Below are 23,483 nucleotides of genomic sequence, written 5' to 3'. Positions count from 1 at the left end.
CGAACCCTGGAGGTGGCTTCTTGCTTCAGGACTGAGGAGTTAGTGCCGGTGAGTTTGGGGGATGCTTTCCAAAACACGCTACGAGCACATCCATGTGCGCTTGTTTCGGGCCGTCCTTGGCCCTCAACAGTTTTGGAAAGCATCCCCCAAACTCACTTTTCGATCTATGTGCAATTCGCTTACAGGACAGAACCGTAGGTCGGGTTAGAACCGTAGGTCGGGTTAGCGAAGCGTAACCCGACACGGGCTATCTCTGCTTCCTGAGGTCATGCACCCGTGGTTCAATCCCCAATGCCCGCAACTGCTTGAAATGCGACCGGGCCTGATTGAGAACATTCGGATCGTTATGGGCAACCAGCGCAAGCCGCTTAAAACGGTCCGCATCCGCCGGCAGCGTTGCCGAGAGAATGATCACGGTATCCCAGTCTTCAGCCACCGGCGGGCACAGCAGGATGCCGACGGGGTCGGAGCAACTGGAGGCAGAGTCGGGGACAACGCTGTGGGGGATGAACGCGTCGGGGCTGAAGTTCCAGAGCAGGTCGTCCAGTTCTTCTGCATGTTGCATGGTATCGCAAACGATGCACACGCGGTCTCCCTGCTGCCAGGCTTTGTCCACGAGTTTGGCGGCGTGGAGGTTACGGGCGGCGGGGGTGTCCTGGGCGAGGATATGGAACCAGTAGCGTTGGTTCCGGTCTTCCTGCCCGGAAGGTCCGGCAGCAGGGCTGCCGGGTTCCGGAGAGGGCGCCGGGTTATTTTCCGGCATGGGACATCAGGTAGTCGACCAACAGAGGGACCGGACGGCCGGAGGAGCCTTTGGCTTTGCCGGAATGCCAGGCGGTGCCGGCGATGTCCAGGTGCGCCCAGCGGTAGTCCTTGGCGAACCGGGACAGGAAGCAGGCCGCGGTGATGGTGCCGGCCGGGCGGCCGCCGATGTTGGCCATGTCGGCGAAATTGCTGTCCAGCTGGCTCTGGTATTCGTCCCAAAGGGGCAGGCGCCAGGCTCGGTCACCGGCACGTTCGCCTGCGGCCAGCAGTTCGTCGGCCAGGTCATCGTTATTGGCCAGTAGGCCGGTGGCGTGGTTACCAAGGGCAATGATGCAGGCACCGGTCAGCGTCGCCAGATCGATAACGGCGGCCGGGTCGAATTTCTTCACGTAGGTAAGGGCGTCGCACAGTACAAGTCGGCCCTCGGCATCGGTGTTGAGGATTTCGACGGTCATGCCCGACAGGGTAGTTACGATGTCGCCCGGGCGGGAAGCGCCGCCGTCCGGCATGTTTTCCGCCGCGGCAATCACGGCTACCACGTTAATCTTGGGTTGGGTTTCGGCCAGGACTTTCATGGCGCCGAAGACGCTGGCGGAGCCGCCCATGTCGTACTTCATCTCATCCATGCCCTCGCCAGGCTTCAGGCTGATGCCGCCGGTGTCGAAGGTGATGCCTTTGCCGACAAGTACGTGGGGCTTGTCCTTGGCCTTGCCACCACGGTATTCCATCACGATCAGGCGCGGCGGCTGGGTGCTGCCTTTGCCGACGGCCAGGATGGTGTTCATGCCCATCTTTTCCATCTGCTTTTCATCAAGCACTTCGGTCTTGATGCAGTCGTAGTCCTTGGCCAGTTTCTTGGCCTGCTGGGCCAGCCACTCCGGGTGGCAGATGTTTGGCGGGGTATTGCCGAGATCCCGGGCCAGGTTCATGCCACGCCCGGTAGCCAGGCCGAGGTTGAAAGCATCCTTGAGAGCCTTGCCGGCACTGGAGGCAAGCACAACGGCTTTGTTGAGCTTGCGGGCGGCGGGTTTTTCGCTCTTGAAGTCGCTGAAGGTGTAAAGCTGGTCTTCCAGGGTGCGGCCGATCAGGCTCAGTCGGGCGGCTTCGGAACTCGCGGCCTCTTCTCCGGTTACCGTCGTGTCCGCCAGGGCGATGACCACACTTTTCGACGGGCCATCCTTGAGCGCGGTCATCATCGCGATCAGCGCTTTGCGGTAGTTGGCAGGGCTGCGATCAGTATCCTTACCAGTGCCAACCACGAGCAGACGGCTCCAGGGCTGGTCTGTCAGGGGAATTGTCAGGGTCGTGGCATTCTTGCCGGAAAGGTCGCCGGCCTTCTGGAGTGTCTTGATCAGCCCGCCGAGTGCCTCATCGGCCTGATTGGTAGAATCTGGCCAGGTACCTTTCTCAGGCAAGCCGATTACGAGGCAGTCTGCTTTGGCACTGGCGATGGCTTTACTGCTCAGGCTGAAATTCATGGCAACTCCTGTTGATTGTTCGCGAAACATCCGCCGACGGCGGGAATCGTTCTTGATTGTGATCTAGTCTAGCATTGGGGCTTGCCGGGAAATTATCAAGCGATTGGCGCGGCTTGGGTGCCTGTTCGTGCCTCCATATCGGTGTAATACCACTACTCTGTCATTCGGCACCAAGGTTACATAGAATACGCGCAGTTCCCAGCGACCTCCACGTTTCAACGGATACGGCCAGAGAGACCGATTTGAGCATCATTTTCCGTTACCTCATCCGCCAGATCATGATCAGCATGGTTGCCGTTTCCGGCATCCTGCTGCTGGTGTTCATGAGCGGCCGTTTCCTGAAATACCTCGACAGTGCAGCCCAGGGGAGCATTTCCGCCGGTGTTCTGTTCGAAATCATGGCTTACCGTTTTCCGGGTTTCCTCGAACTGATACTGCCACTGGGTCTTTTTATTGGCATTCTGCTCGCTTACGGTCGCATGTACCTCGAAAGCGAAATGACGGTGTTGTTCGCCTGCGGTGTCAGTGACAAGGCCTTGTTGGGTAAAACCCTCCTGGGCAGTCTGCCGGTGATGATAATTGTCGGCGCCATGAGTCTTTACGTCTCGCCCTGGGGGATGAACCAGGTTGAAGAGATTTTTAATGAGCAGCGTAAGGCCACGGAGTTCGAGATGCTGGCGCCGGGTCGCTTTCAGGATTTCTCTTCGGGCGGACGGGTGACGTACACCGAAGGCCTGAGCGAAGACAAGCGCCGCCTGCAGGGCGTCTTTATCGCTGAATATGCCGACAACGGTCAGGGGTTGACCATTATCACGGCCGATTCCGGTTCCCAGCTGGTGGACCCCGAAACCGGAAGCCGATTTTTGATTCTTGAAGAGGGTGGCCGCTTCGAGGGGGCTGCTGGTGAGCTGGATTACACCACCATTGATTTCGAGGCCTACGGCCTGAAAATCGAGAGCGGCAAGGCCGGAACCCGGGAGCTGGAAGAGGGTGCCAGTACTTGGAGTCTGATGCAGTCAGATCGGCTTGAAGATCGTGCTTTGTTGCACTGGCGCCTTTCACTGCCGCTGATTGTACCGGTGGTGACTTTGCTGGCGGTGCGCTTGAGCCGGGTGAACCCCCGCCAGGGCAGGTTCTTTCACCTGCTTCCGGCGATGCTGGTTTACATTACCTACCTGGGCTTGCTGATCGTTGCCCGCGACTGGTTGGCCGAGGGCAAGGTCCCCGAGTGGGTCGGCATGCTCTGGGTTCATGCCCTGTTTATCGGTTTTGGCCTCTGGCTGCAGTTTGGCCCAGATTGGCTGCATCGCAGGCGGTTGATGCGGGAGGGGGCTGTGCATGCGGAGGATTGACGGCTATGTAATGCGGACCGTCGGCGGCGCCATGTTCCTGGTGATGGTGGTGGTGCTGTCGCTGGATCTGATCTTTGCTTTTATCGCCGAGCTTGAGGATACCCGGAGCGAGTACCAGACGCTGGAAGCGCTCTGGTACGTCTTCCTGACACTGCCGCGTCGCATCTACGATTATCTGCCGCTGGGCGCCTTCATGGGGTGTCTGGTGGGGCTGGGTTCCATGGCGAGTTCATCGGAGCTGACAGTGATTCGGGCGGCCGGTGTCTCGCTCAAGCGCATAGTCTGGTCGGCCATGAAACCGGCTCTGGTTGTCGTCATCCTCGGGGTGTTGATTGGCGAATACGTGGCCCCGCCGGCAGAGCGTGTCGCACAGAGCGACAAGGCCGTGGCGCTGGGTGCGAGCACCAACGTGGCGTCGGCGTCCGGGGTCTGGCACAAGGAAGGGAACGTCTACATTCACCTGAATGCGGTGCAGCCCAACGGCGTGCTTCACGGTGTCTCGCGCTTCCGGTTTGACGAAGACAGGCAACTGCTGGCGGCAAGCTTTGCGGAAAGGGCCATTTATCAGGGCGATTATTGGCTCCTGGAGAAGGTGCGCACCACTGAGTTCGAAGAGGACAGAACCACCCGTTCGGAAAACCAGACACTGAGATGGGAGACGGGCCTGTCACCGAGCGTTCTGAGTGTGCTGATTGTGAAGCCGGAAAATCTGTCCATGACCGGTCTGTTCACCTACGCCCGGTATCTGGGAGAACAGAACCTCAATGCCTCCCGTTACTGGCTGGCATTCTGGAAAAAGGCCCTCATGCCTCTGGGCACTGCGGTGATGGTGCTGGTCGCCATATCCTTTATTTTCGGGCCCTTACGCTCGGTCACCATGGGGTTCCGTGTTTTTACCGGGCTGTTGGTGGGGCTGCTCTTCAAATACATGCAGGATCTGCTGGGGCCCATGAGTCTTGTGTACGGCTTTAACCCGATGCTGGCGGTACTGGTGCCAATCGCAGTAAATGCGGTTGTCGGGGCTATCTTGATGCGCCGGGCCGGGTAGCAGGCCCGGCCCTGTAATCTGCCGTTACTTCGCTGCGCTCTTTTTCGTTGCGGTTTCCTTCGGAACCGAGACAACGACACTGTCTGACAGGCGATCAGTAACCGAAAGACCGTTAATTGGATAGAACAGAGCGATAATCGCCGGGATGCTCAGAAACAGAGTGGCGGCTCCGAGATAGTAGCTGCCCAGGAGCGTCAGGAAGATCACCGCAGCCGCCGTCACATAGCGCCTGAGCGCCTTGGTCCAGCTCACTGACGTGCCGTCAATATTTTCAATGCGGATCCGCCACACCTGCATCCCCAGGGTCTGGCCGATGCGGGTCCAGAAATAGCCGAAGAACAGGTAAAGAACCAGAAACAGGGTGAACGTCAGCCCGGGGTCTCCCGAGAGCTGGCCGGATTCGGCCATTTGCTCGTATCGATCCCAGCCGGTAACCCCGCCGGCCACCATGGTGTAGCCCCAGGTAGCGACAAGCAGCACGGCAATGCTGATCAAACCGTCGTAAATAATGGCAAGGGCACGCTTCAGGGCGGTGGCTGGTGGGAATAATTCCTCGGCGTCATGGAAGCGTCGGGGCATGGAATCTCCTGTGATGTTTCACGTTTTTCCTGTTCTCGGCGTGTGCTAGAGTAGCGGATTTGCACAAGCATGTAAGTATTCGTATTCAATCGCGGACCGGGCGGCATTTCCGCCGGGTTTCTGGAAAGGTATCAAAGGGCTATGAAAACCGCAGAGTTGCGACAGGCATTCCTCGATTATTTCAAGCAGCAAGGTCACACCATTGTTCCAAGTAGTTCGCTGGTACCTGCGGACGACCCCACATTGTTGTTTACGAATGCGGGAATGAACCAGTTCAAGGATCTGTTCCTGGGCCGTGAAGAGCGTGACTACACCCGGGCTACCTCCTCCCAGAAATGTGTCCGCGCTGGTGGCAAGCACAACGACCTCGAAAACGTCGGCTACACCGCCCGTCACCACACCTTTTTCGAGATGCTGGGCAACTTCAGTTTTGGTGACTACTTCAAGCGGGAAGCGATCAACTACGCCTGGACATTTCTTACCGGCGAGAACTGGCTGAACCTGCCCCAGGAAAAACTCTGGGTAACCGTTTACGCCGAAGATGACGAGGCATTCGATATCTGGAACAAGGAAATCGGAGTGCCGGCGGACCGTATCGTCCGTATTGGCGACAACAAGGGCGGCCGTTATGCCTCTGACAACTTCTGGCAGATGGGCGACACCGGTCCCTGCGGCCCTTGCACTGAAATCTTCTACGATCACGGCCCGGATGTCGCTGGTGGACCTCCCGGGTCACCGGAAGAAGATGGCGACCGCTACATCGAAATCTGGAACGTGGTGTTCATGCAGTACAACCGCACCGCCGACGGTGAGATGCTGAAGCTGCCCAAGCCGTCTGTCGACACCGGCATGGGCCTGGAGCGAATCACCGCGGTTCTGCAGGGTGTGCACAGCAATTATGAGATCGATCTGTTCCAGGATCTTCTGGCCGCTGCCTCGCAGATTCTGGGTGGCGCGGCAACGACCGAAGCGTCGCTCCGTGTTGTTGCCGACCACATTCGTTCCTGCGCCTTCCTGATCGCAGATGGCGTGATGCCGTCTAACGAGGGCCGCGGTTTTGTGCTGCGCCGGATCATCCGTCGTGCGGCGCGCCATGGTAACAAGCTTGGTGCAACCGGGCCGTTCTTCTACAAGCTCACCGGGGCCCTGTGCGAGCTTATGGGCGATGCCTTCCCGCAACTGGTCAGCAGTCGCAAACAGATTGAAAAGGTGTTGCTGCAGGAAGAGGAACAGTTTGCCAAGACCCTGGACAAGGGCCTGCGCCTGCTTGAGCAGGACATTGCCGAGCTCAAGGGCAGCGAGATTCCGGGCGAGACCATCTTCACGCTTTATGACACCTATGGTTTCCCCGTTGACCTGACCAACGACATTGCCCGTGAACGGGGCCTGACGCTGGATTACGAAGGCTATGAAAAGGCCATGGAAGCTCAGCGCGAACGCGCCCGGGCAGCGAGCAAGTTCGGTATCGACTACAACGCCGCCGGCCTGCAGCTGGAAGGCAAGACCGAGTTCACCGGTTACGAACACATTGACGGCCACGAGAAAATCCGCGCTGTGATTGTCAACGGCGAAGAGAAGACCGCCGAAGCCGGTGATGAAGCGGTTGTCGTGCTTGAGCGCACGCCGTTCTATGCCGAATCCGGTGGTCAGGTCGGAGATACCGGTCTGCTGACCTGGAGTGGCGGCCGATTCAAGGTGACGGATACACGCAAGGAAGGGGATAACCACCTGCACCTTGGCACCCTGATCGAAGGCGAGCTGTTCCCGGGGCTGGAAGTAGATGCGCGGATTGATCATGCCCGCCGTGAGCGTACCAAGCGTAATCACTCCGCCACCCACCTGTTGCATGCAGCCCTGCGTAAAGTATTGGGTGAGCACGTGAGCCAGAAGGGTTCACTGGTGGATCCGGACAAGCTGCGTTTCGATTTTTCCCATTTCGAAGCGGTCACCCCGGAACAGCTTCGGGAGATTGAGCGCCAGGTGAACGAGCAGATCCTGGAGAACAGCCCGGTTCAGACCGAAATTACCGACATGGAAAAAGCCCAGGAAAAGGGGGCCATGGCGCTGTTTGGGGAAAAATACGGAGATGTGGTTCGGGTACTCAGCATGGGTACCGACAACTACTCTGTGGAACTCTGTGGCGGTACCCACGTTTCCCGCACCGGTGACATTGGTCTTTTCCGTATTACCTCTGAAAGTGGCATTTCCTCCGGTGTGCGTCGTATCGAAGCCGTTACCGGCATGGGGGCATTGGATTGGATTGATGGCACCGAGCGTACCCTTCGTGAGGCGGCTCGCCTGGTGAAAGGCTCTCGCGAGTCCGTGATTGAAAAGGTCCAGCAGACCATTGATCGTAACCGTCAGCTGGAAAAGGAAGTGGATGCCCTGAAAGCAAAACTCGCCTCTTCTGCAGGCACTGATCTGGCCAGCACAGCTGTTGATGTGGCCGGGCTCAAGGTGGTGGCTTCCGAACTGGAAGGCGCTGACCGCAAGGCCCTGATGGAAACGGCCGATCAGCTGAAGAACAAGCTGGGCGAGGGTGTTGTGGTGCTTGCCAGCGTGGAAGATGGCAAGGTGACTCTGGTGGCCGGCGTTACAAAATCTGCCACTGGCCGGATCAAGGCCGGAGACCTGATGAAGCATCTGGCGGCCCAGGTTGACGGCAAGGGCGGGGGGCGACCCGATATGGCTCAGGGCGGTGGTAACGATCCGTCCAAGCTGGAAGATGCCTTGGCAGGTGTGGCCGGTTGGGTCGAGAAAAATATCGCTTAAGCAACTGTTTTTGTAGACGGGCTGGGGTTTATAATCCCGCCCGTTTGTTTTAATTGGCGGAGCATCGCTCCGCTGTGAGTCCCCGTTTCGGATATTGGGAAAACAATGGCTCTGTTGGTTCAGAAATTTGGTGGCACATCGGTTGGAACAACCGAACGTATTGAAGCGGTAGCCGACAAGGTGTGCCGTTTCCGTAAGGAAGGTCATGATGTTGTTGTCGTGGTTTCCGCCATGAGTGGTGAAACCAACCGGCTGATCGCGCTGGCGAACGACATCATGGAGGAGCCGACACCACGTGAAATGGACGTGCTGGTCTCCACCGGTGAGCAGGTAACCATCGCGCTCCTGTCCATGGCGTTGCAGAAGCGTGGCTGTGAAGCGCGCTCCTACACCGGCTCACAGGTGCGAATCCTCACTGACAGCAGTCACACCAAGGCGCGGATCAAACAGATCGATGAACAGCGCATGCGCGAAGATCTGGACGCTGGCCGTGTGGTGGTGGTTGCCGGATTCCAGGGAATCGACGAAAGTGGAAACATAACTACGCTTGGTCGGGGTGGCTCGGATACCACAGCGGTGGCTCTGGCGGCAGCGCTCAGGGCCGATGAATGCCAGATCTACACTGACGTGGACGGTGTCTATACAACCGATCCTCGAGTTGTTGACACCGCCCGCAGGCTCGAGCGAATCACGTTCGAGGAAATGCTCGAGATGGCCAGCTTGGGCTCGAAGGTCCTCCAGATCCGCTCGGTAGAATTTGCAGGTAAATACAACGTTCCATTAAGGGTTCTTTCCAGCTTCCAGGAAGGCGAAGGCACCCTGATTACTCTTGAGGATGAAAACGCTATGGAACAACCGGTTGTTTCCGGCATCGCTTTTAACCGTGATGAAGCCAAACTGACCATTGCCGGCGTACCGGACACCCCGGGTAGCGCGCTGCGTATTCTGAAGCCGGTAAGCGACGCCAATATTGAAGTGGATATGATCGTACAGAACGTGGGCGAAGATAACCGTACCGCCTTCACGTTCACCGTCCATCGCAATGATTTCAAGCGTGCAAAAGAAGTGCTTCAGCGGGTTGCCGATGAACTTGGCGCCCGTGAAGTGGCCGGCGACAGCAAGATTGCCAAGGTCAGCATTGTCGGTGTGGGTATGCGTTCCCACGCTGGTGTGGCAACACAGATGTTCGAGGCGCTGTCCAATGAGGGCATCAATATCCAGATGATCTCCACGTCAGAAATCAAGATTTCCGTGGTGATCGATGAGAAATACCTTGAGCTTGCGGTTCGCGCGCTTCACAGTGCATTTGAACTGGACAAGCCCGCGGTATCGGAAGAGGCCTGAAAACCGCAGGTAAAAGGTCGGTCTGCGGGGCCTCCGAAAAAAGGGCATCATATGCTGAGCCTATGACAAACGTGCACCGTATAAGGGAATGTGCGTCTACAGATCAGTAAGTGATCCCACTATAAAAGCAATAAATAGATCAAAAAAACCATTTATCGGAACAGGTAGCTCTGGATAGGGAGTAAGGGATATGTTGATTTTGACTCGCCGCGTGGGCGAAACTCTGATGGTCGGCGACGATATCACCGTCACCGTCCTGGGAGTGAAAGGCAATCAGGTGCGCATTGGCGTCAATGCCCCGAAAGAAGTCGCGGTACACCGTGAAGAAATCTACCAGCGGATCCAGTCGGAAAAAGGCTCTGAAGAGCCCGAGCCCGGCAACAGCTGAGAGACAGAAAGCCGTTCAAGGGAAACCTGAACGGCTTTTTTGATGGTGCGGGGAAACGGGCCCGAAAAATCTCGTGTCAACCCTATGAAAACAGAAAAATTATGGTAGTATACGCCCCGTTCTCAAGGAGAGGTGGGTGAGTGGCTGAAACCAGTTCCCTGCTAAGGAACCGTACGAGCAATCGTACCGAGGGTTCGAATCCCTCCCTCTCCGCCATTTCCTTTTCGGGGAAAGTGAGACAGGTTGAGGTAGCACTCAACCAGAGCAAGTGATCAATGTGCGGCTGTAGCTCAGCTGGATAGAGTACCTGGCTACGAACCAGGCGGTCGGAGGTTCGAATCCTCCCAGCCGCGCCATCGATCAACCTGCCAAAAGTTTTAAGCGGCTGTAGCTCAGCTGGATAGAGTACCTGGCTACGAACCAGGCGGTCGGAGGTTCGAATCCTCCCAGCCGCGCCATATCAAGACCAAAACGCCTCAGTTTGTGCACCCCACAGGCTGAGGCGTTTTGCTTTACCCCTCCAGTTTTGCTCTCCGTCAATTTTCGATTGATCAATATTTGCGCAATTTAATCCTCCTTGCCTATTCTTTCAGATGTAAGGAAGTCGAAATTAAACAGGAGGTTTCACTCATGAGCAAAACAGTCAATGGCGCCTATCAGGATCGCGACCAGGCCAAGAACACCTGGGATGACCTGATCGCAACCGGCATTCCTCGGGACAACATTTACATCGACGAAGACGCCAAGCTCGTCAAGGTTATCGTGCCTGCAGAAACCGAGCGTGAGGTTCGGGAAATCTTCGACCGCCACAAGCTTCAGTGAACCCGGGCGATCCGTTAATAGCGAAGGGAGCAATGATATGAGCGGCAAGGATGGGGATGTAGCGGGACGCGGGCGCGGAGACAGACTCCTCAAAGAGGAAATTCACGACCCATACGTGGCTCGAAGCAAGCCCAGGGAGCCTACTGCGTGCCCTGGTTGTGGTGCTGTTTTCCATAAAGGGCGCTGGCAGTGGGCGGACCAGCCGGGTGGATCGGTTCATGAGATGATGTGCCCTGCCTGTGAGCGGATCAGGGATAATATGCCGGCTGGGATTCTAACGCTCTCTGGAGAGTTCCTGGGCAAACATCGGGATGAAATCCTGAAGCTCATCCACAACAAGGTTGAGGAAGAAAAAGCCGAACACCCGATGAAACGTCTTATGGGTATTGAAGACAGTCCGGAGGGAGAGTTGATCGTTCGGTTCACTGATCTTCACCTTCCCCGGGGGGCCGGGGAAGCGATTGAGCGAGCCTACGACGGTGAGCTGGAAATCCAGTACACCAAGGAATCGAACTTGGTTCGGGTGTACTGGAATCGGGATGAGTAGCTGGCAGGTTTTCCAGTTACAGCCGGAAGCGGGAAACCAGGTTCTGGAGATCACTGCCGAGCCTGGCCAGTTCGCTGCTGGAGCTGGCGGTCTGGTTCGATGAGGCCGCAGACTGATCGGTAACATCCCGGATGCTGGTAATGTTCTGATTGATTTCCTCGGCCACCGATGTCTGCTGCTCTGATGCCGTGGCAATTTGGCTGTTGTACTGTTTGATGTCCTCGACGGCCCGGGCAATGCGTTCAATGGTTGCCCCGGTTGCTGTGGCGCGCTCAAGGGTGTTAGAGGCCATTGTGGTGCTGGACTCCATGGCGGATACCGAGTTGCCGGCACTGCTTTGAAGTGAGGTCACCAGCGTTTCGATTTCCTGGGCGGATGATTGGGTCCGCTGGGCGAGTGAGCGTACCTCATCGGCCACAACGGCAAAGCCGCGACCCTGCTCGCCAGCGCGGGCTGCCTCAATGGCGGCGTTGAGGGCCAGCAGATTGGTCTGTTCGGCGACCGATTTGATCACATCCAGGACTGTTCCGATGTTGGCGGTTTCTTTCTGCAGTCCCTGGATGGTTTCCATGCTCTGGCTGACTTCATGGGCCAGGTTGTTCACCTGATTAACCGTTTCCTGTACTTCCCGCTCACCGTCGCTTGCCTGGCTGGCGGCGTCTGTGGCTACAGAGAATGCCTGTTCGGCGCTGCGGGCGATTTCGCCAACGGTTGCGGTCATTTCGTTCATGGCCGTGGCAACCTGGTCGGTTTCCTGTTTCTGGCGGTTGATGCCGTCGCTGGTCTGGCTGGTAACTGTTGACAGCTCCTCGGCAGAGGCGGCGATGTTGGAAGCTCCGGATTCAATGTTTCTGACCAACTCCCTGAGACTGGTTACCATGGTCGCCAGGGCCGCCATCAGTCGACCAATCTCGTTGGTGCCGCTCGCCTTGATATCCACGGTCAGGTTGCCAGAGGCAACTTCGGATGCAATGTTCACCGCCTCGTTAACCGGGGAGACGATGGCGCGGGTAATGAGGTAAGCCATCAGGATACCGAGCACCAGGGCGATGCCGGTGGCGCTGAATATCAGCCAGGATGCCTGCTGCCGGTCGGCTTCCATTTTCTCGGCCTGAAGGGCTCGGAGGCCGTTTGCTGATTCGATGGCACTCCGTGCCGTGCTGACCATATCATCCGACAGCTGCTCACCCGCGTTGGTCAGATCTGTAACCGTTCGAAATTCGCTAACGTAGGTATCGAGCGCCGCATTGATCTGTTCTTTTTCCTCGGCAGTAATTGCGGCCGATTTGAGCGGGCCCTGGACACGTTTCGCGTCATCGAGATACGCCTTTACGCTGGCCGCGTCCTGCTCAATGAGGAACTTACGTTCAGAGCGACGCATATCCTCGAAAATGGCCGAGGCAAAGAACAGGGAGCTATGGGCCTTGAGAGAGGACCCGAAAATGCGTGCGCTGGTCTCAAGTCGTTCGAGTGCTTCTTCCCGTTCCGCGATGTTTGCTTCAACGTCGCCCATCAGTTGCTGGTAGTTTTTCACATCCACCTGAATCTGGCCCAGCGTGTCGATATCTTTGGGCACTGCAAGCAAAGGTTTGATGTCATTGGTCAGCTCCAGAACACGATCGCCCTGTGCCTGGGTCCGGGAGACAGCCTGAGTTTCACCGGTCAGCAGGAAGTTTTTCTCTTCAACTCTGGCTTCGGTGAGATTGGTATTAACCTGTCCCAGCATGGCGACGATATTCGAGCGCTGGCCGTAACTATCCAGTGCGCGGTCGCCAACCAACCCGACCAGAATGGTCAAAACAAGGAGGATGGCAAACCCTCCGGCCAGCCTAGTCCGAATGGTCATGTTGCTGAAGAGCTCTGAAAAACGCATTGTTTCTTTGTCCCTGAAGGAAGAGAGAGTGGCCGGCCCAACCTCGACAGCGCATAGCTCCGGCCTGAAGCCGGGGAGGGGGTTCTGATACGCCTTGAAGGGTAAAGGAGCCTTTTGTTTGACTTATATTAAGGCGGTTTTCGGCGGGGTGTTCCAGAACTTTACAGTTACAGATGATTACCGGGTGTTTTTTAACGTGATACGAAATGGTGGGTTGCTGGTTCTGATTGCTATCAGAACCAGCCCGGCTGCTTACCACATCAGGTCATCAGGAATTTCGTAGCCCGCGTAGGGATCATCCTCTCCCACATCATCTTTCTTGCGGTTGTGAAGCACTACCACCGCGCTTTCATCCCGCTCCATGATTTTCCGGGCAACGCCTTCAGCCACAATCTCGTAACTGTCGTTGACAAAAACGATCGCGAGGCGGCCGCGGGACAGCTGATCCACCATGGTGTCGTCCACGAAAAGCTTCTTGATCTTCTTGTCATGGACAAACTGGTAGGAGGTTTCGCCCCGGCTACGGTCCAGGCGGTTGGTTTCCACCAACTGGCGGATCTGTGCCTGAATGGCTTTCTTCTCGGCAGCGCGCTGGCGCTCCAGGTTGAGTTGGCGATCCCGTTCGGCTTTTTCTTCCCGGGCCTGGCGCGCCCGGATCTCGGCCTCGTTCACCTCGACAGCTCCCTTGGGTTGCTGCTTTCTCTTCTTGCGCTTTTCACTGCGAATGGCCTTGGCCTTTTTCTCGTCGGCAAGGCCGGCTTTCAGCAATTGATCCTGCAGGGATGCCATCAGTAACTCCGTTCTTTCGTTGCAGATTCTGGTATCATTTCGGCCTAGTATACGCCCTCATTCTTGCCTTCATAACCAGCTTCCGCTGATTCCGGGATTTTCTTCTATGTCTTCTTTCAATGACTTCGGCCTGTCCTCTGCCATGCGCTCGAACCTCGATCAATTGGGTTTTGCTCAACCCACAGAGATTCAGGCGAAGGCCCTTGCACCGGGACTGGCCGGAAAAGACATCATCGCCATGGCCAAAACCGGTAGCGGAAAAACGGCCGCCTTTGGTATCAGTCTGGTTGAGCGGCTAAATCCTCGGCTGTTTGCGGTTCAGGCGCTGGTGTTATGCCCAACCCGTGAACTGGCGGACCAGGTGGCCAAGGCCATCCGGGAGCTGGCGCGGGCCCGGGACAACATCAAGGTACTGACTTTGTGTGGTGGTGTTGCCATCGGACCGCAGATCGGGTCGCTCAGCCATGGTGCGCATATTGTGGTTGGAACACCGGGCAGGATTCAGGATCACCTGCGCAAGCAGACCCTCTCGCTGGCACGTCTGAAAACCGTGGTGCTTGATGAAGCGGACCGGATGCTGGACATGGGTTTTCAGGAAGCCATGGAAGATATCCTCTCCCAGACGCCGCCCGCCCGCCAGACCATGATGTTCTCGGCGACCTGGCCTGCGCCCATTCGTGAACTGAGCAAGCAGTATCAGAAAAGCCCGGTAGATGTTCGCGCTGAGGAAGCCGGTGACAATCCCGATATCGAAGAGCTTTTCTACGAAGTGTCGCCGCAATCCAGATCGGATGCCATCGTGGCGCTGCTTTCCCAGCGACAGCCTGAGTCCTGTATCGTTTTCTGTACCACCAAACAGCAGTGCGACGAATTGGCGCAGGAGCTGGGCGAGCGAGGGTTTTCCGCATTGCCGCTGCATGGAGACCTGGAGCAAAGGGAACGCGACAGCGTACTGGTGCGCTTTGGTAACCAGAGCTGCTCCATTCTGGTTGCCACCGATGTGGCTGCCCGAGGCCTTGATATCAAGTCTCTGCCGTTAGTCATCAATGCTGAGCCCGCGAGGGATCCCGAAGTTCACACTCATCGCATCGGGCGCACTGGCCGGGCAGGGGAGCAGGGCCATGCCGTTACCTTCTGTACACCGGCCCAGGGCCACAAGATCAGCCGTATTGAGTCCGAAAGAGGCCGCGGCGTGGTGTGGGGAGACACAGAGACTCTTCTGGCGACGCCCCTGAAGCCTGTTGCTCCGGCTATGAAAACCCTGTGTATTGCTGGTGGCCGTAAGGACAAGATTCGTCCCGGAGATGTTATGGGTGCGTTAACCGGTGAGGCGGGTCTGCCCGGAAAAGCCGTTGGCAAGATCGACCTGTTCGACCATCAGTGTTTTGTGGCGGTTGAAAAATCACTGGCAGGTAAGGCTTTGTCCAGGCTTGAAAGTGGCAAGGTCAAAGGCCGAAAAATACGTGTCCGATATGCCTGAATGAGAATTGCTTCGTCTGTATAAGTGCGTGTCTTTTCGGGCCGCGACGCTCGGAAACCCCGTATAGATTTTTGCATTCAGGTTGCCCGAGGGCCCTGAAAACGGTAAATTACGCAGGATTTTGCCCCCCGAATTGTGGCGGAAGGCCGTTAGACCTTAGTCTAACTGGTCAGTCCGGGCAAAGTTCGGGAGAAATATAAATCAATACAGGTAGCTGTTCGATATGAATGACCTGATGTCACAAGCCGTCGATCTGATGATTGCCGGAATGGGGTTTGTGTTCGTGTTTCTGATTATTCTGGTATTCGCGACACTCCTCATGTCCAAACTCATAGGACGGTTTGCGCCGCCAGAGCCGGCAACCCCGGCCAAAACGCCACGTGCCAAGCCGAAGGCGCCCGCGTCGGTTGACCCTGACACCGCCGAGGCCATCAAGAAGGCGATTGCACAATTCCGGTCGCGCCACAAGAAGTGACCCGGTAAAAGACTAGAACCTTTAAACAGAAGGCTGACACGATGACTGACACAAAGAAACCGCTGGGGATTACGGACGTTATCCTGCGTGACGCCCACCAGTCCCTGCTTGCCACCCGTATGCGGCTGGATGACATGCTGCCTATTGCCGAGAAACTCGACAAGGTCGGTTTCTGGTCCCTGGAGTCCTGGGGCGGCGCTACCTTTGATTCCTGCATCCGCTACCTGGGCGAAGATCCCTGGGAGCGCATCCGCGAGCTGAAAAAAGCCATGCCCAACACCCAGCAGCAGATGCTTCTGCGTGGCCAGAACCTGTTGGGCTATCGTCATTACGCGGATGATGTGGTTGACCGTTTCTGTGAGCGTGCCGCCGAGAATGGCGTCGACGTGTTCCGTATCTTTGATGCGATGAACGACCCCCGCAACCTGGATCGCGCCATCAAGGCGGTTCGTAAGACCGGCAAGCATGCCCAGGGCACCATCGCCTATACCACCAGCCCGGTGCACACCATCGAGATGTGGGTCGAGCTGGCGAAAGAGGTCGCCGACATGGGCGCGGACTCCATCGCGATCAAGGACATGGCGGGTATTCTCAAGCCGTACGTGGCCTATGACCTGGTCAGCCGTCTGAAGAAAGAGCTGGACATCCCCATTCACATGCAGTGCCACGCCACCACCGGAATGTCGACAGCTACCGCCATCAAAGCTGCGGAAGCTGGTATTGATAACGTGGACACCGCCATTTCCTCAATGAGCATGACCTACGGTCATTCGCCCACCGAAGCCGTGGTTGCCATTCTGGAAGGTACTGACCGTGACACCGGCCTGGACCTGAACCTGCTTGAAGAAATCGCCAGCTACTTCCGCCAGGTGCGCAAGAAGTACGCGAAGTTCGAAGGCAGCCTGCGTGGCACTGACTCCCGCATCCTGATTGCCCAGGTTCCGGGCGGCATGCTCACCAATATGGAAAACCAGCTGCGTGAGCAGAATGCGAGCGACAAGTTCGACCAGGTTCTGGACGAGATTCCCAAGGTCCGTGAAGACCTGGGCTTCATTCCGCTGGTAACGCCGACTTCCCAGATCGTGGGTACCCAGGCGGTACTGAACGTTCTGACCGGCGAGCGCTACAAGTCCATCTCCAAAGAGACCTCGGCAATTCTCAAAGGCGAGTACGGTGCTGCACCGGCGCCCATGAACAAGGAATTGCAGGAGCGTGTTCTGGATGGCAAAGAGCCGGTTACCTGTCGTCCGGCGGATCTGCTTGAGCCGGAAATGGACAAGCTGACTGACCAGCTCAAGAAGCTGGCCGATGAGAAAGGCATCAAGCTGGCGGACAACGTCGAAGACGACGTTCTGACCTACGCACTGTTCCCGCAGATTGGTCTGAAATTCCTGGAAAACCGTGGCAACCCGGATGCGTTCGAGCCGGTTCCGACCGCTGAAAGCGCTGCTCCGGCCAAGAAATCTGAAGGCCCCGAGACCTACACCGTTGAAGTGAATGGCAATAAGTTTGTTGTTGCCGTTTCCGAAGGTGGCGAGATCACCCAGATTCAGGGTGAGGGTGGTGCTGCTTCCGCACCGGCCGCTTCTTCGGCTCCGGCACCTGCAGCCGGTGAAGGTGAGCCTGTAGTTGCGCCGCTGGGCGGCAACATCTTCAAGGTCCTGGTTTCACCGGGTGATACCGTGGAAGAGGGCGATGTGATGATTATCCTCGAGGCCATGAAAATGGAAACCGAGGTTCGCGCGCCGAAAGCCGGCACAATCGGTGAAGTCTTCATCAAGGTCGGTGATGCCGTCTCCCCTGATGACGAAATGCTGACAATCGCATAAAGGGCCAGCATTCCATGGAAAAATTAATGACTCTCTGGACAGGTAGTGGCCTGTTCAACATCGAGATCGGCCAGGTGATCATGATCGCCATCGGCCTCTTGCTCCTCTATCTTGCTATCAACAAGAAGTTCGAGCCGTTGCTTCTGGTACCCATCGGGTTCGGCGGCATTCTGGCGAATATTCCGGAGGCAGGCCTGGCCCTGACTGCGGCGGAGAATGCCATCCACTTCGCTCTGAAGAACGAAGCAACGCAGATTCTGGCCGCATTGGCCGCGCCCCTGGATGTGGCCTACCAAGCCGGGCAGGCAGTAACGCCCGAGCTCAAGGAAGCCTTCAAGGTGGCTGTGAAAGAGGCCAGCTATTCCGAAATGGCGGCGGCGAACTCCCTTGCCCAGGACTTTGGTTACGGCAATGGCATGCTGTACAACTTCTACTCCGTTATTATCGGCAGCACCGTTGGTCCGCTGCTGATCTTCATGGGTGTAGGTGCAATGACGGATTTCGGTCCGCTGCTTGCCAATCCCAAGACCCTGCTGCTGGGTGCCGCTGCACAGTTCGGTATCTTTGGTACCGTTATTGGTGCCGCGCTGCTGGACTGGACCGGGATCCTTGATTTCACCATTCTTGAAGCGGCTGCCATTGGTATCATTGGTGGTGCGGATGGTCCGACATCGATTTACGTATCCAGTGTTCTGGCTCCGCATCTTCTGGGTGCAATCGCGGTCTCCGCCTATGCTTATATGGCGCTGGTGCCGATGATTCAGCCGCCAATAATGAAGGCGCTGACCAGCCAGAAAGAGCGGGCCATCAAGATGTCCCAGCTCCGTCCGGTGAGCAAGCAGGAAAAGATCATTTTCCCGATTGTGGTATTGATTGCGGTCGTTTTGTTCCTGCCTGACGCAGCGCCGCTGCTGGGTATGTTCACTTTCGGTAACCTGATGCGCGAGTGTGGTGTAGTGGAGCGTCTGAGCGATACCGCCCAGAATGCTCTGATCAACATCGTGACCATCTTCCTGGGTTTGTCCGTTGGCTCCAAGCTGATGGCAGACAAGTTCCTGGATGGCCAGACTCTGGGTATCCTGGGCCTGGGTATTGTGGCCTTTGGTGTTGGTACCGCAACCGGTGTTCTGATGGCGAAGCTGATGAACAAGGTGAGCAAGGAGCAGATCAACCCGCTGATTGGTTCTGCCGGTGTATCTGCCGTGCCGATGGCGGCGCGGGTCTCCAACAAGGTTGGTCTGGAAGCCAACCCGCAGAACTTCCTGCTGATGCACGCCATGGGCCCGAACGTGGCCGGCGTTATTGGTTCGGCGGTTGCTGCCGGTGTGATGATCAAGCTTCTGAGCTGATTTTCTCCCAGCAGTATCGAAACCCCGCCTCAGTGCGGGGTTTTTTGTGCCTAATGGAAATTCCTGGCGTGAACGGGCAGCGACTGAATCAGATGGCTAAGATCCGAAAGCCGCCCCGCCATCACATGAACAATATCCCCCTGGCGCTCCAGCACTCCCTTCACATGCAACAACCGGGCGGTCAGTAACGGCTTGCGCTGTCGCCGTGCTGTTTCCAGCCACACCACCACGTTTACGTTGCCGGTTTCGTCTTCCAGGGTGACGAAGGTAACGCCGGAGGCGGAGCCGGGGCGTTGGCGGCCAGTAACAAGGCCGGCGACCTGGACCGGAATACCGGCTTTGGTGGATTTCAGCTGCTCGGCACTGAGGCAGAACTTCAGGTGGCCCTGTTCCCGGAGTAGCGCCAGTGGGTGGCGTTTCAGGGTGAGCCCCTGGCTGGCATAGTCGGCAAGGACGTTCTGGCCTTCTGAGGGTTCGGGGAGTTGGTTGCAGTGATCCTTCTGGTAGTCGTCCGGATCTTCTGCGGCAAACAGTTCCGTGGGCTGTTCGTGATCGAGCAGCTGCCAATAGGCCTGGTGGCGATTGGCGGTGAATGCCGGCATGGCGTTGGCCCCGGCCAGCAGTTCCATATCCCGCTGGTTCAGAGTGGCCAGGCGGCGAAGTTCGCTGGCGGAGCGATATCCGGCATTTGGCCGGTTCTGGTGGATACGTTCAGCACCACTGACGGACAGGCCCTGGATGATTCTCAGGCCCAGGCGCAGGTCGCGCTCTTCGCCTTCCAGGGTGTGGTCCCACTGGCTGGCATTCACATCCGGCGGCAGCACGGTGACATTGTGTCGGCGGGCGTCCTGCACCAGTTGTGAGGGAGAGTAGAACCCCATGGGCTGGCTGTTCAGAAGGGCGCAGTAAAAGGCTGCCGGGTAGTGCCGCTTGATCCAGGCGGAGACATACACCAGCAGTGCAAAGCTGGCGGCATGGGATTCGGGGAAGCCATAGCCGCCAAAGCCGCAGATCTGCAGGTACAACCGTTCGGCGAAGTCGGCATCGTGACCGCGCTCAAGCATGCCTGTGACCAGTTTTTCCCGGAACGGGGTCAGGTCGCCGTGGGATTTCCAGGCGGCCATGGCCCGGCGCAACTGGTCGGCTTCGCCGGCGGAGAAGCCGGCCGCTACCATGGCCAGTTTGATTACCTGCTCCTGGAAAATGGGCACACCGAGGGTGCGCTCCAGCACCTTGCGCACGGCATCGTTCGGGTAATCCACCGGCTCCAGGCCGTGTTTGCGGCGCAGGTACGGGTGCACCATGTCGCCCTGGATGGGGCCGGGCCGCACGATGGCCACTTCGATCACCAGGTCATAGTAGGTTTCCGGTTTCAGGCGGGGCAGCATGTTGATCTGGGCCCGGGATTCCACCTGGAACACGCCGATGCTGTCGCCGGTCTGAAGCATGGCGTAGGTGTCGCGGTCTTCCTGGGGAACGTCCTGTATCCGGAAAGGCTGGCCTTTTTCGTCGCTGATCAGTTCCAGCGCTTTTCGAATGGCGGAGAGCATGCCAAGGGCCAGCACATCCACTTTCATCAGCCCAAGGCTCTCGAGATCGTCCTTGTCCCACTGGATCACGGTGCGGTCGGCCATGGCGGCGTTTTCCACCGGCACCAGTTCGGCCAGTGGCCCGGCGCTGATCACAAAACCGCCCACGTGCTGGGACAGGTGCCTGGGGAAGCCCAGCAGGGTATTGACCAGGGTGAAGAACTGGTCCGCCACCTGGGGGTTGCGGGTGATTTTCTTGTCCAGAATCTGCTGGCGCCAGTTGGTAGCCTTGTCCCGCCAGTCGATGCCTTCCAGCAACTGCTCCACCAGGGCCGGATCGAACCCCAGGGCCTTGCCGACATCACGAATCGCGCTCCTGGGCCGGTATCGGATCACGGTGGCAGCCAGGGCAGCCCGTTCGCGGCTGTAGCGGCGGTAGATGTACTGGATAACTTCTTCACGCCGTTCGTGCTCGAAATCCACATCAATATCGGGCGGCTCGTTCCGGTCTTTGGAAATAAATCGCTCGAACAGAAGCTCCACGCGCGCCGGGTTTACCTCGGTGATGCCCAGGCAATAGCAGACCGCAGAGTTGGCCGCCGAACCGCGGCCCTGGCAGAGAATCCCCCGGGTGCGGGCAAAGTCCACAATATCGTGGATGGTGAGGAAGTAATGCTCGTACTTCATCTCCGAGATCAGGCCCAGCTCCTTGCGGATCAGGCTCTGTACCTGCAGCGGTGTGCCCTCCGGATAACGCCGGCGCTCGCCTTCGCGGGTCAGCCGTTTCAGGTAGCCGGCCGGGCTCTCGCCCTCCGGCACCAGATCCGGCGGGTATTCATAGCGCAGGCTGCCAGGCTCGAAGGTGCACTGGCGGGCAATGGCCAGGGTTTCATTCAACCAGGCGCCCGGAAACAGCCGTTGCAGAACGGGCAGGGGCCGCAGGTACCGCTCACCGTTCTGGAACAGGCAGTGGCCGGCGTTTTCCAGGTTGGTGTGATTGCGCAGGGCTGTTAGTACATCTTGCAGCGGCTGGCGCTCCCGGCTGTGCATGTGCACCTCGCCCACGGCAGCAACGGGAATGCGTAGCTGATCGGCCAGCCAGTGTATTCGGGCCAGCCGTTGCTCCTCGCCGGATTCCAGGGTGCGGGCCGCAGCAATCCAGATCCGTGGGTCAAACAGGCGGGCCAGCCACTCGCCGCAGGCCAGCGCCTGATCGGAATCCGCCTCACTAGGCGAGGGGGGCAGCCACAGGCACAGGCAGTCATCCAGGGTGTGGGTTTCAATATCCCGGTAAAACAGCTGGTACTGGCCTTTCTCCGCCCGACGACGGCCAGTGGTAATCAGCTGGCAAAGCTGGCCATAGCCCTTGCGTGTGCGGGCCAGAAGGATAAAGCGGGGCTGAATGGCGCCGGCGGGCGCATCCGACAGCTCAAACCAACTGCCGGTAATGAGTTTGACTGGGCTTTCTGCCAGCGCGGCCCAGGCTCGGGGAATACCGGCCACTGAACAGGCATCGGTGATAGCCAGGGCCGTGTAACCAAGCTCGTGCGCCCGTTCAGCCAACTCGTGAGGATGAGAGGCGCCGGTCAGGAAGGTGAAATTGCTGAAGCAGAACAACTCTGCGTATTGATGCCCGGACATCAGCCAAACCACCCGTGCACAAACCAGCCTTCCCGGGCATCCCTAAAGACCCAGGCCAACTGGCCGCTGTTCAGCTGGGCAATGTAGTAATCCCGATGCACCCGCTGGCCATCCCACCAGCCACCGCTGATGCGCTCGGGGCCCGAAAACCAGACGGCCGGCGCTTCGGTCAGCGGTTGCGGGCCTTTCAGCAACCACAGGGGACGCCTTGGCAGCTCGGCCGCCGGTGTTAACGGCGTTCCGGTTTTACGCAGAACTTCCGAGGCCGACCAGGCCCGCTCGGGACGATGATCCGCCTGAGGGGAAAGTTGCCTGAGGGCCTGATCGCCCAGACGCGCCTGCAACCGGCTGATCAGAGTATGCCAGGCTTCGTTTAGATCCTGGGTTTCACCCAGCAGATCCTGCCCGTAGGGTGCTTCCCGGGACAGGAAACGCTTCACCAGCAAAACCATGGAGATAACCGGGGCGCTCAGGGAGTGCTGCTCCAGCCTCAGGCGAATCAGGTTGAGGAAATTATCGGCCCGGTGCTCCGGCCCGGACGTGCGAATCTGCAGCCGGGTTGGTTCCGCATTTCGGTGCCTCAGAACCAGCCGCAGGCTGTCGGTATCCTGCTGGCGCCAGCACAGATCTTCTTCCAGTTCGGAAAGCATGCGCTGGAGCGGAAACAACAGCCCCTGGGTATGCTCGATCTCCTGCACAAAATCTGCCTGTTGCCGGAACGAGTGGGGCGGCTGCCAGGGCGTGCGGGGATCCGGCCGGGTGCCCTGGATTTTCTGGATGTAAGCCAGCAGTTCCGGAGACAGGCGCCGTGCCAGTTCCCCGGGCGGTAAATCAAACACCTCTCCCAGCGTGTTCAGCCCCAGGCGCTGCAAACGGGTGCAGGCCTTCTCGTTGAATTCTGCTGCCAACAGGGGCATCTGGCTCAGGCTTCGAAGAATATGGCCCTTATCTGCCGTGCATTCCCCCTTGCCGGCGCGGGCAATCAGCCGGGCCGCCAGAGGGGTATAGCCAATACCGATCCAGGCGTTCAGCTGGCGCTCATTCAACCCCTGTTCCACGGTTTGCCAGACGGCGGGCAGGCCGCCATAGAGCTTCTGCAGGCTGCCAATCTCGGCCAGCAGGCCATCGGGCGGTACCAGCACAATATGAGCAGCATAGCGATACAGCCAGCGGGCCTGATCTTCCAGAATCCTGGCCTCCTGGGTTTCATCGGCACGCACCATGCCCAGATCCGGGGCCAGGCTGATGGCGGTTTTCAGACGCATGCCGCTACGAATACCCTGGCTTCTGGCTTCGGAGCAGGCCTGGATCACCTTCTGGCCAGAGCCTTCAACCACCACCAGGGCGCCCTGATCTTCACGGGTGCGGCGAATATGGTCCAGCACCAGGTGCGGGAAATGTAGATACAGCCAGAGCATGGAGC

18 protein-coding genes and 3 tRNA genes are annotated in these 23,483 nt (G+C 58.1%); 14 read left to right on the top strand and 7 right to left on the bottom strand.

Annotated elements, in window-relative coordinates; genetic code table 11:
- Window positions 1-247: 247 nt before the first annotated feature.
- Together KEHDKFFH_RS04305 and KEHDKFFH_RS04300 are read right to left on the bottom strand one after the other, a co-directional pair.
- Window positions 248-763, bottom strand: a complete 516-nt coding sequence (locus KEHDKFFH_RS04305; protein WP_104320760.1) for a DNA polymerase III subunit chi — start codon at window positions 761-763, stop codon at window positions 248-250.
- Entirely contained in the window at window positions 750-2,243 is a 1,494-nt protein-coding gene (locus KEHDKFFH_RS04300) for a leucyl aminopeptidase (RefSeq protein WP_104320759.1), read from the bottom strand. Before KEHDKFFH_RS04300 ends, KEHDKFFH_RS04305 begins: the two co-directional genes overlap by 14 nt.
- Before the next feature lie 242 nt (window positions 2,244-2,485).
- Here KEHDKFFH_RS04300 and lptF point away from each other — a divergent pair, with 242 nt between their 5' ends.
- Together lptF and lptG are read left to right on the top strand one after the other, a co-directional pair.
- Window positions 2,486-3,595, top strand: a complete 1,110-nt coding sequence (lptF, locus tag KEHDKFFH_RS04295) for an LPS export ABC transporter permease LptF (protein WP_104320758.1) — start codon at window positions 2,486-2,488, stop codon at window positions 3,593-3,595.
- On the top strand, window positions 3,582-4,643 hold the full coding sequence (gene lptG / locus KEHDKFFH_RS04290; protein WP_104320757.1) for an LPS export ABC transporter permease LptG: 1,062 nt from the start codon (window positions 3,582-3,584) through the stop codon (window positions 4,641-4,643). The genes lptF and lptG overlap by 14 nt, the downstream gene beginning before the upstream one ends.
- A gap of 24 nt (window positions 4,644-4,667) precedes the next feature.
- Here the strand turns inward: lptG and KEHDKFFH_RS04285 are convergent, their stop codons facing one another.
- Window positions 4,668-5,222, bottom strand: a complete 555-nt coding sequence (locus KEHDKFFH_RS04285; RefSeq protein ID WP_104320756.1) for an RDD family protein — start codon at window positions 5,220-5,222, stop codon at window positions 4,668-4,670.
- 141 nt (window positions 5,223-5,363) lie between these two features.
- Between KEHDKFFH_RS04285 and alaS the strand changes: the two genes are divergently transcribed.
- From alaS to KEHDKFFH_RS04245, 8 genes are all read left to right on the top strand, one after another.
- On the top strand, window positions 5,364-7,994 hold the full coding sequence (gene alaS / locus KEHDKFFH_RS04280) for an alanine--tRNA ligase (RefSeq protein ID WP_104320755.1): 2,631 nt from the start codon (window positions 5,364-5,366) through the stop codon (window positions 7,992-7,994).
- A gap of 105 nt (window positions 7,995-8,099) precedes the next feature.
- Window positions 8,100-9,338, top strand: coding sequence for an aspartate kinase (locus KEHDKFFH_RS04275; RefSeq protein ID WP_104320754.1), 1,239 nt, complete (start codon window positions 8,100-8,102; stop codon window positions 9,336-9,338).
- A 190-nt stretch (window positions 9,339-9,528) separates the two neighbouring features.
- Window positions 9,529-9,726, top strand: coding sequence for a carbon storage regulator CsrA (gene csrA / locus KEHDKFFH_RS04270; RefSeq protein ID WP_008172808.1), 198 nt, complete (start codon window positions 9,529-9,531; stop codon window positions 9,724-9,726).
- 126 nt (window positions 9,727-9,852) lie between these two features.
- Window positions 9,853-9,942: transfer RNA gene (locus KEHDKFFH_RS04265), tRNA-Ser, on the top strand.
- A gap of 63 nt (window positions 9,943-10,005) precedes the next feature.
- Window positions 10,006-10,082 (top strand) — tRNA-Arg (locus KEHDKFFH_RS04260).
- 25 nt (window positions 10,083-10,107) lie between these two features.
- Window positions 10,108-10,184, top strand: a tRNA-Arg gene (locus tag KEHDKFFH_RS04255).
- A 172-nt stretch (window positions 10,185-10,356) separates the two neighbouring features.
- Window positions 10,357-10,548 carry a hypothetical protein gene (locus KEHDKFFH_RS04250; protein WP_104320753.1) on the top strand — a complete coding sequence of 64 codons (192 nt, stop codon included), beginning with the start codon at window positions 10,357-10,359 and terminating at the stop codon, window positions 10,546-10,548.
- Window positions 10,549-10,585: 37 nt separating this feature from the next.
- Window positions 10,586-11,095 (top strand): BCAM0308 family protein, encoded by a 510-nt coding sequence (locus KEHDKFFH_RS04245; RefSeq protein ID WP_104320752.1) that lies wholly within the window; start codon window positions 10,586-10,588, stop codon window positions 11,093-11,095.
- Between the two features lie 16 nt (window positions 11,096-11,111).
- Here the strand turns inward: KEHDKFFH_RS04245 and KEHDKFFH_RS04240 are convergent, their stop codons facing one another.
- On the bottom strand, window positions 11,112-12,941 hold the full coding sequence (locus KEHDKFFH_RS04240) for a HAMP domain-containing methyl-accepting chemotaxis protein (protein ID WP_241956424.1): 1,830 nt from the start codon (window positions 12,939-12,941) through the stop codon (window positions 11,112-11,114).
- Between the two features lie 279 nt (window positions 12,942-13,220).
- Window positions 13,221-13,757: a DUF2058 domain-containing protein gene (locus KEHDKFFH_RS04235; protein WP_104320750.1), complete on the bottom strand. Its 537-nt coding sequence runs from the start codon at window positions 13,755-13,757 to the stop codon at window positions 13,221-13,223.
- A 106-nt stretch (window positions 13,758-13,863) separates the two neighbouring features.
- Between KEHDKFFH_RS04235 and dbpA the strand changes: the two genes are divergently transcribed.
- The 4 genes from dbpA to KEHDKFFH_RS04215 all read left to right on the top strand — a co-directional run bounded on the left by dbpA (window position 13,864) and on the right by KEHDKFFH_RS04215 (window position 18,890).
- Window positions 13,864-15,237: an ATP-dependent RNA helicase DbpA gene (dbpA, locus tag KEHDKFFH_RS04230; protein WP_104320749.1), complete on the top strand. Its 1,374-nt coding sequence runs from the start codon at window positions 13,864-13,866 to the stop codon at window positions 15,235-15,237.
- Window positions 15,238-15,460: 223 nt separating this feature from the next.
- On the top strand, window positions 15,461-15,712 hold the full coding sequence (locus tag KEHDKFFH_RS04225; protein WP_008172126.1) for an OadG family protein: 252 nt from the start codon (window positions 15,461-15,463) through the stop codon (window positions 15,710-15,712).
- 41 nt (window positions 15,713-15,753) lie between these two features.
- The gene (gene oadA, locus KEHDKFFH_RS04220; RefSeq protein ID WP_104320748.1) at window positions 15,754-17,541 is read left to right on the top strand and encodes a sodium-extruding oxaloacetate decarboxylase subunit alpha; all 1,788 of its coding nucleotides are present in this window, start codon (window positions 15,754-15,756) and stop codon (window positions 17,539-17,541) included.
- Window positions 17,542-17,555: 14 nt separating this feature from the next.
- Window positions 17,556-18,890: a sodium ion-translocating decarboxylase subunit beta gene (locus KEHDKFFH_RS04215; RefSeq protein WP_104320747.1), complete on the top strand. Its 1,335-nt coding sequence runs from the start codon at window positions 17,556-17,558 to the stop codon at window positions 18,888-18,890.
- Between the two features lie 50 nt (window positions 18,891-18,940).
- Here the strand turns inward: KEHDKFFH_RS04215 and KEHDKFFH_RS04210 are convergent, their stop codons facing one another.
- Entirely contained in the window at window positions 18,941-22,060 is a 3,120-nt protein-coding gene (locus KEHDKFFH_RS04210) for an error-prone DNA polymerase (RefSeq protein WP_104320746.1), read from the bottom strand.
- The gene (locus KEHDKFFH_RS04205; protein ID WP_104320745.1) at window positions 22,060-23,478 is read right to left on the bottom strand and encodes a Y-family DNA polymerase; all 1,419 of its coding nucleotides are present in this window, start codon (window positions 23,476-23,478) and stop codon (window positions 22,060-22,062) included. The genes KEHDKFFH_RS04210 and KEHDKFFH_RS04205 overlap by 1 nt, the downstream gene beginning before the upstream one ends.
- Window positions 23,479-23,483: the final 5 nt, after the last annotated feature.

The organism is Marinobacter maroccanus (assembly GCF_002933275.1).
Lineage (GTDB): Bacteria > Pseudomonadota > Gammaproteobacteria > Pseudomonadales > Oleiphilaceae > Marinobacter > Marinobacter maroccanus.
Note: the sequence above shows the minus strand (reverse complement) of the source record. Positions and strands in the feature narration are given on the sequence as shown.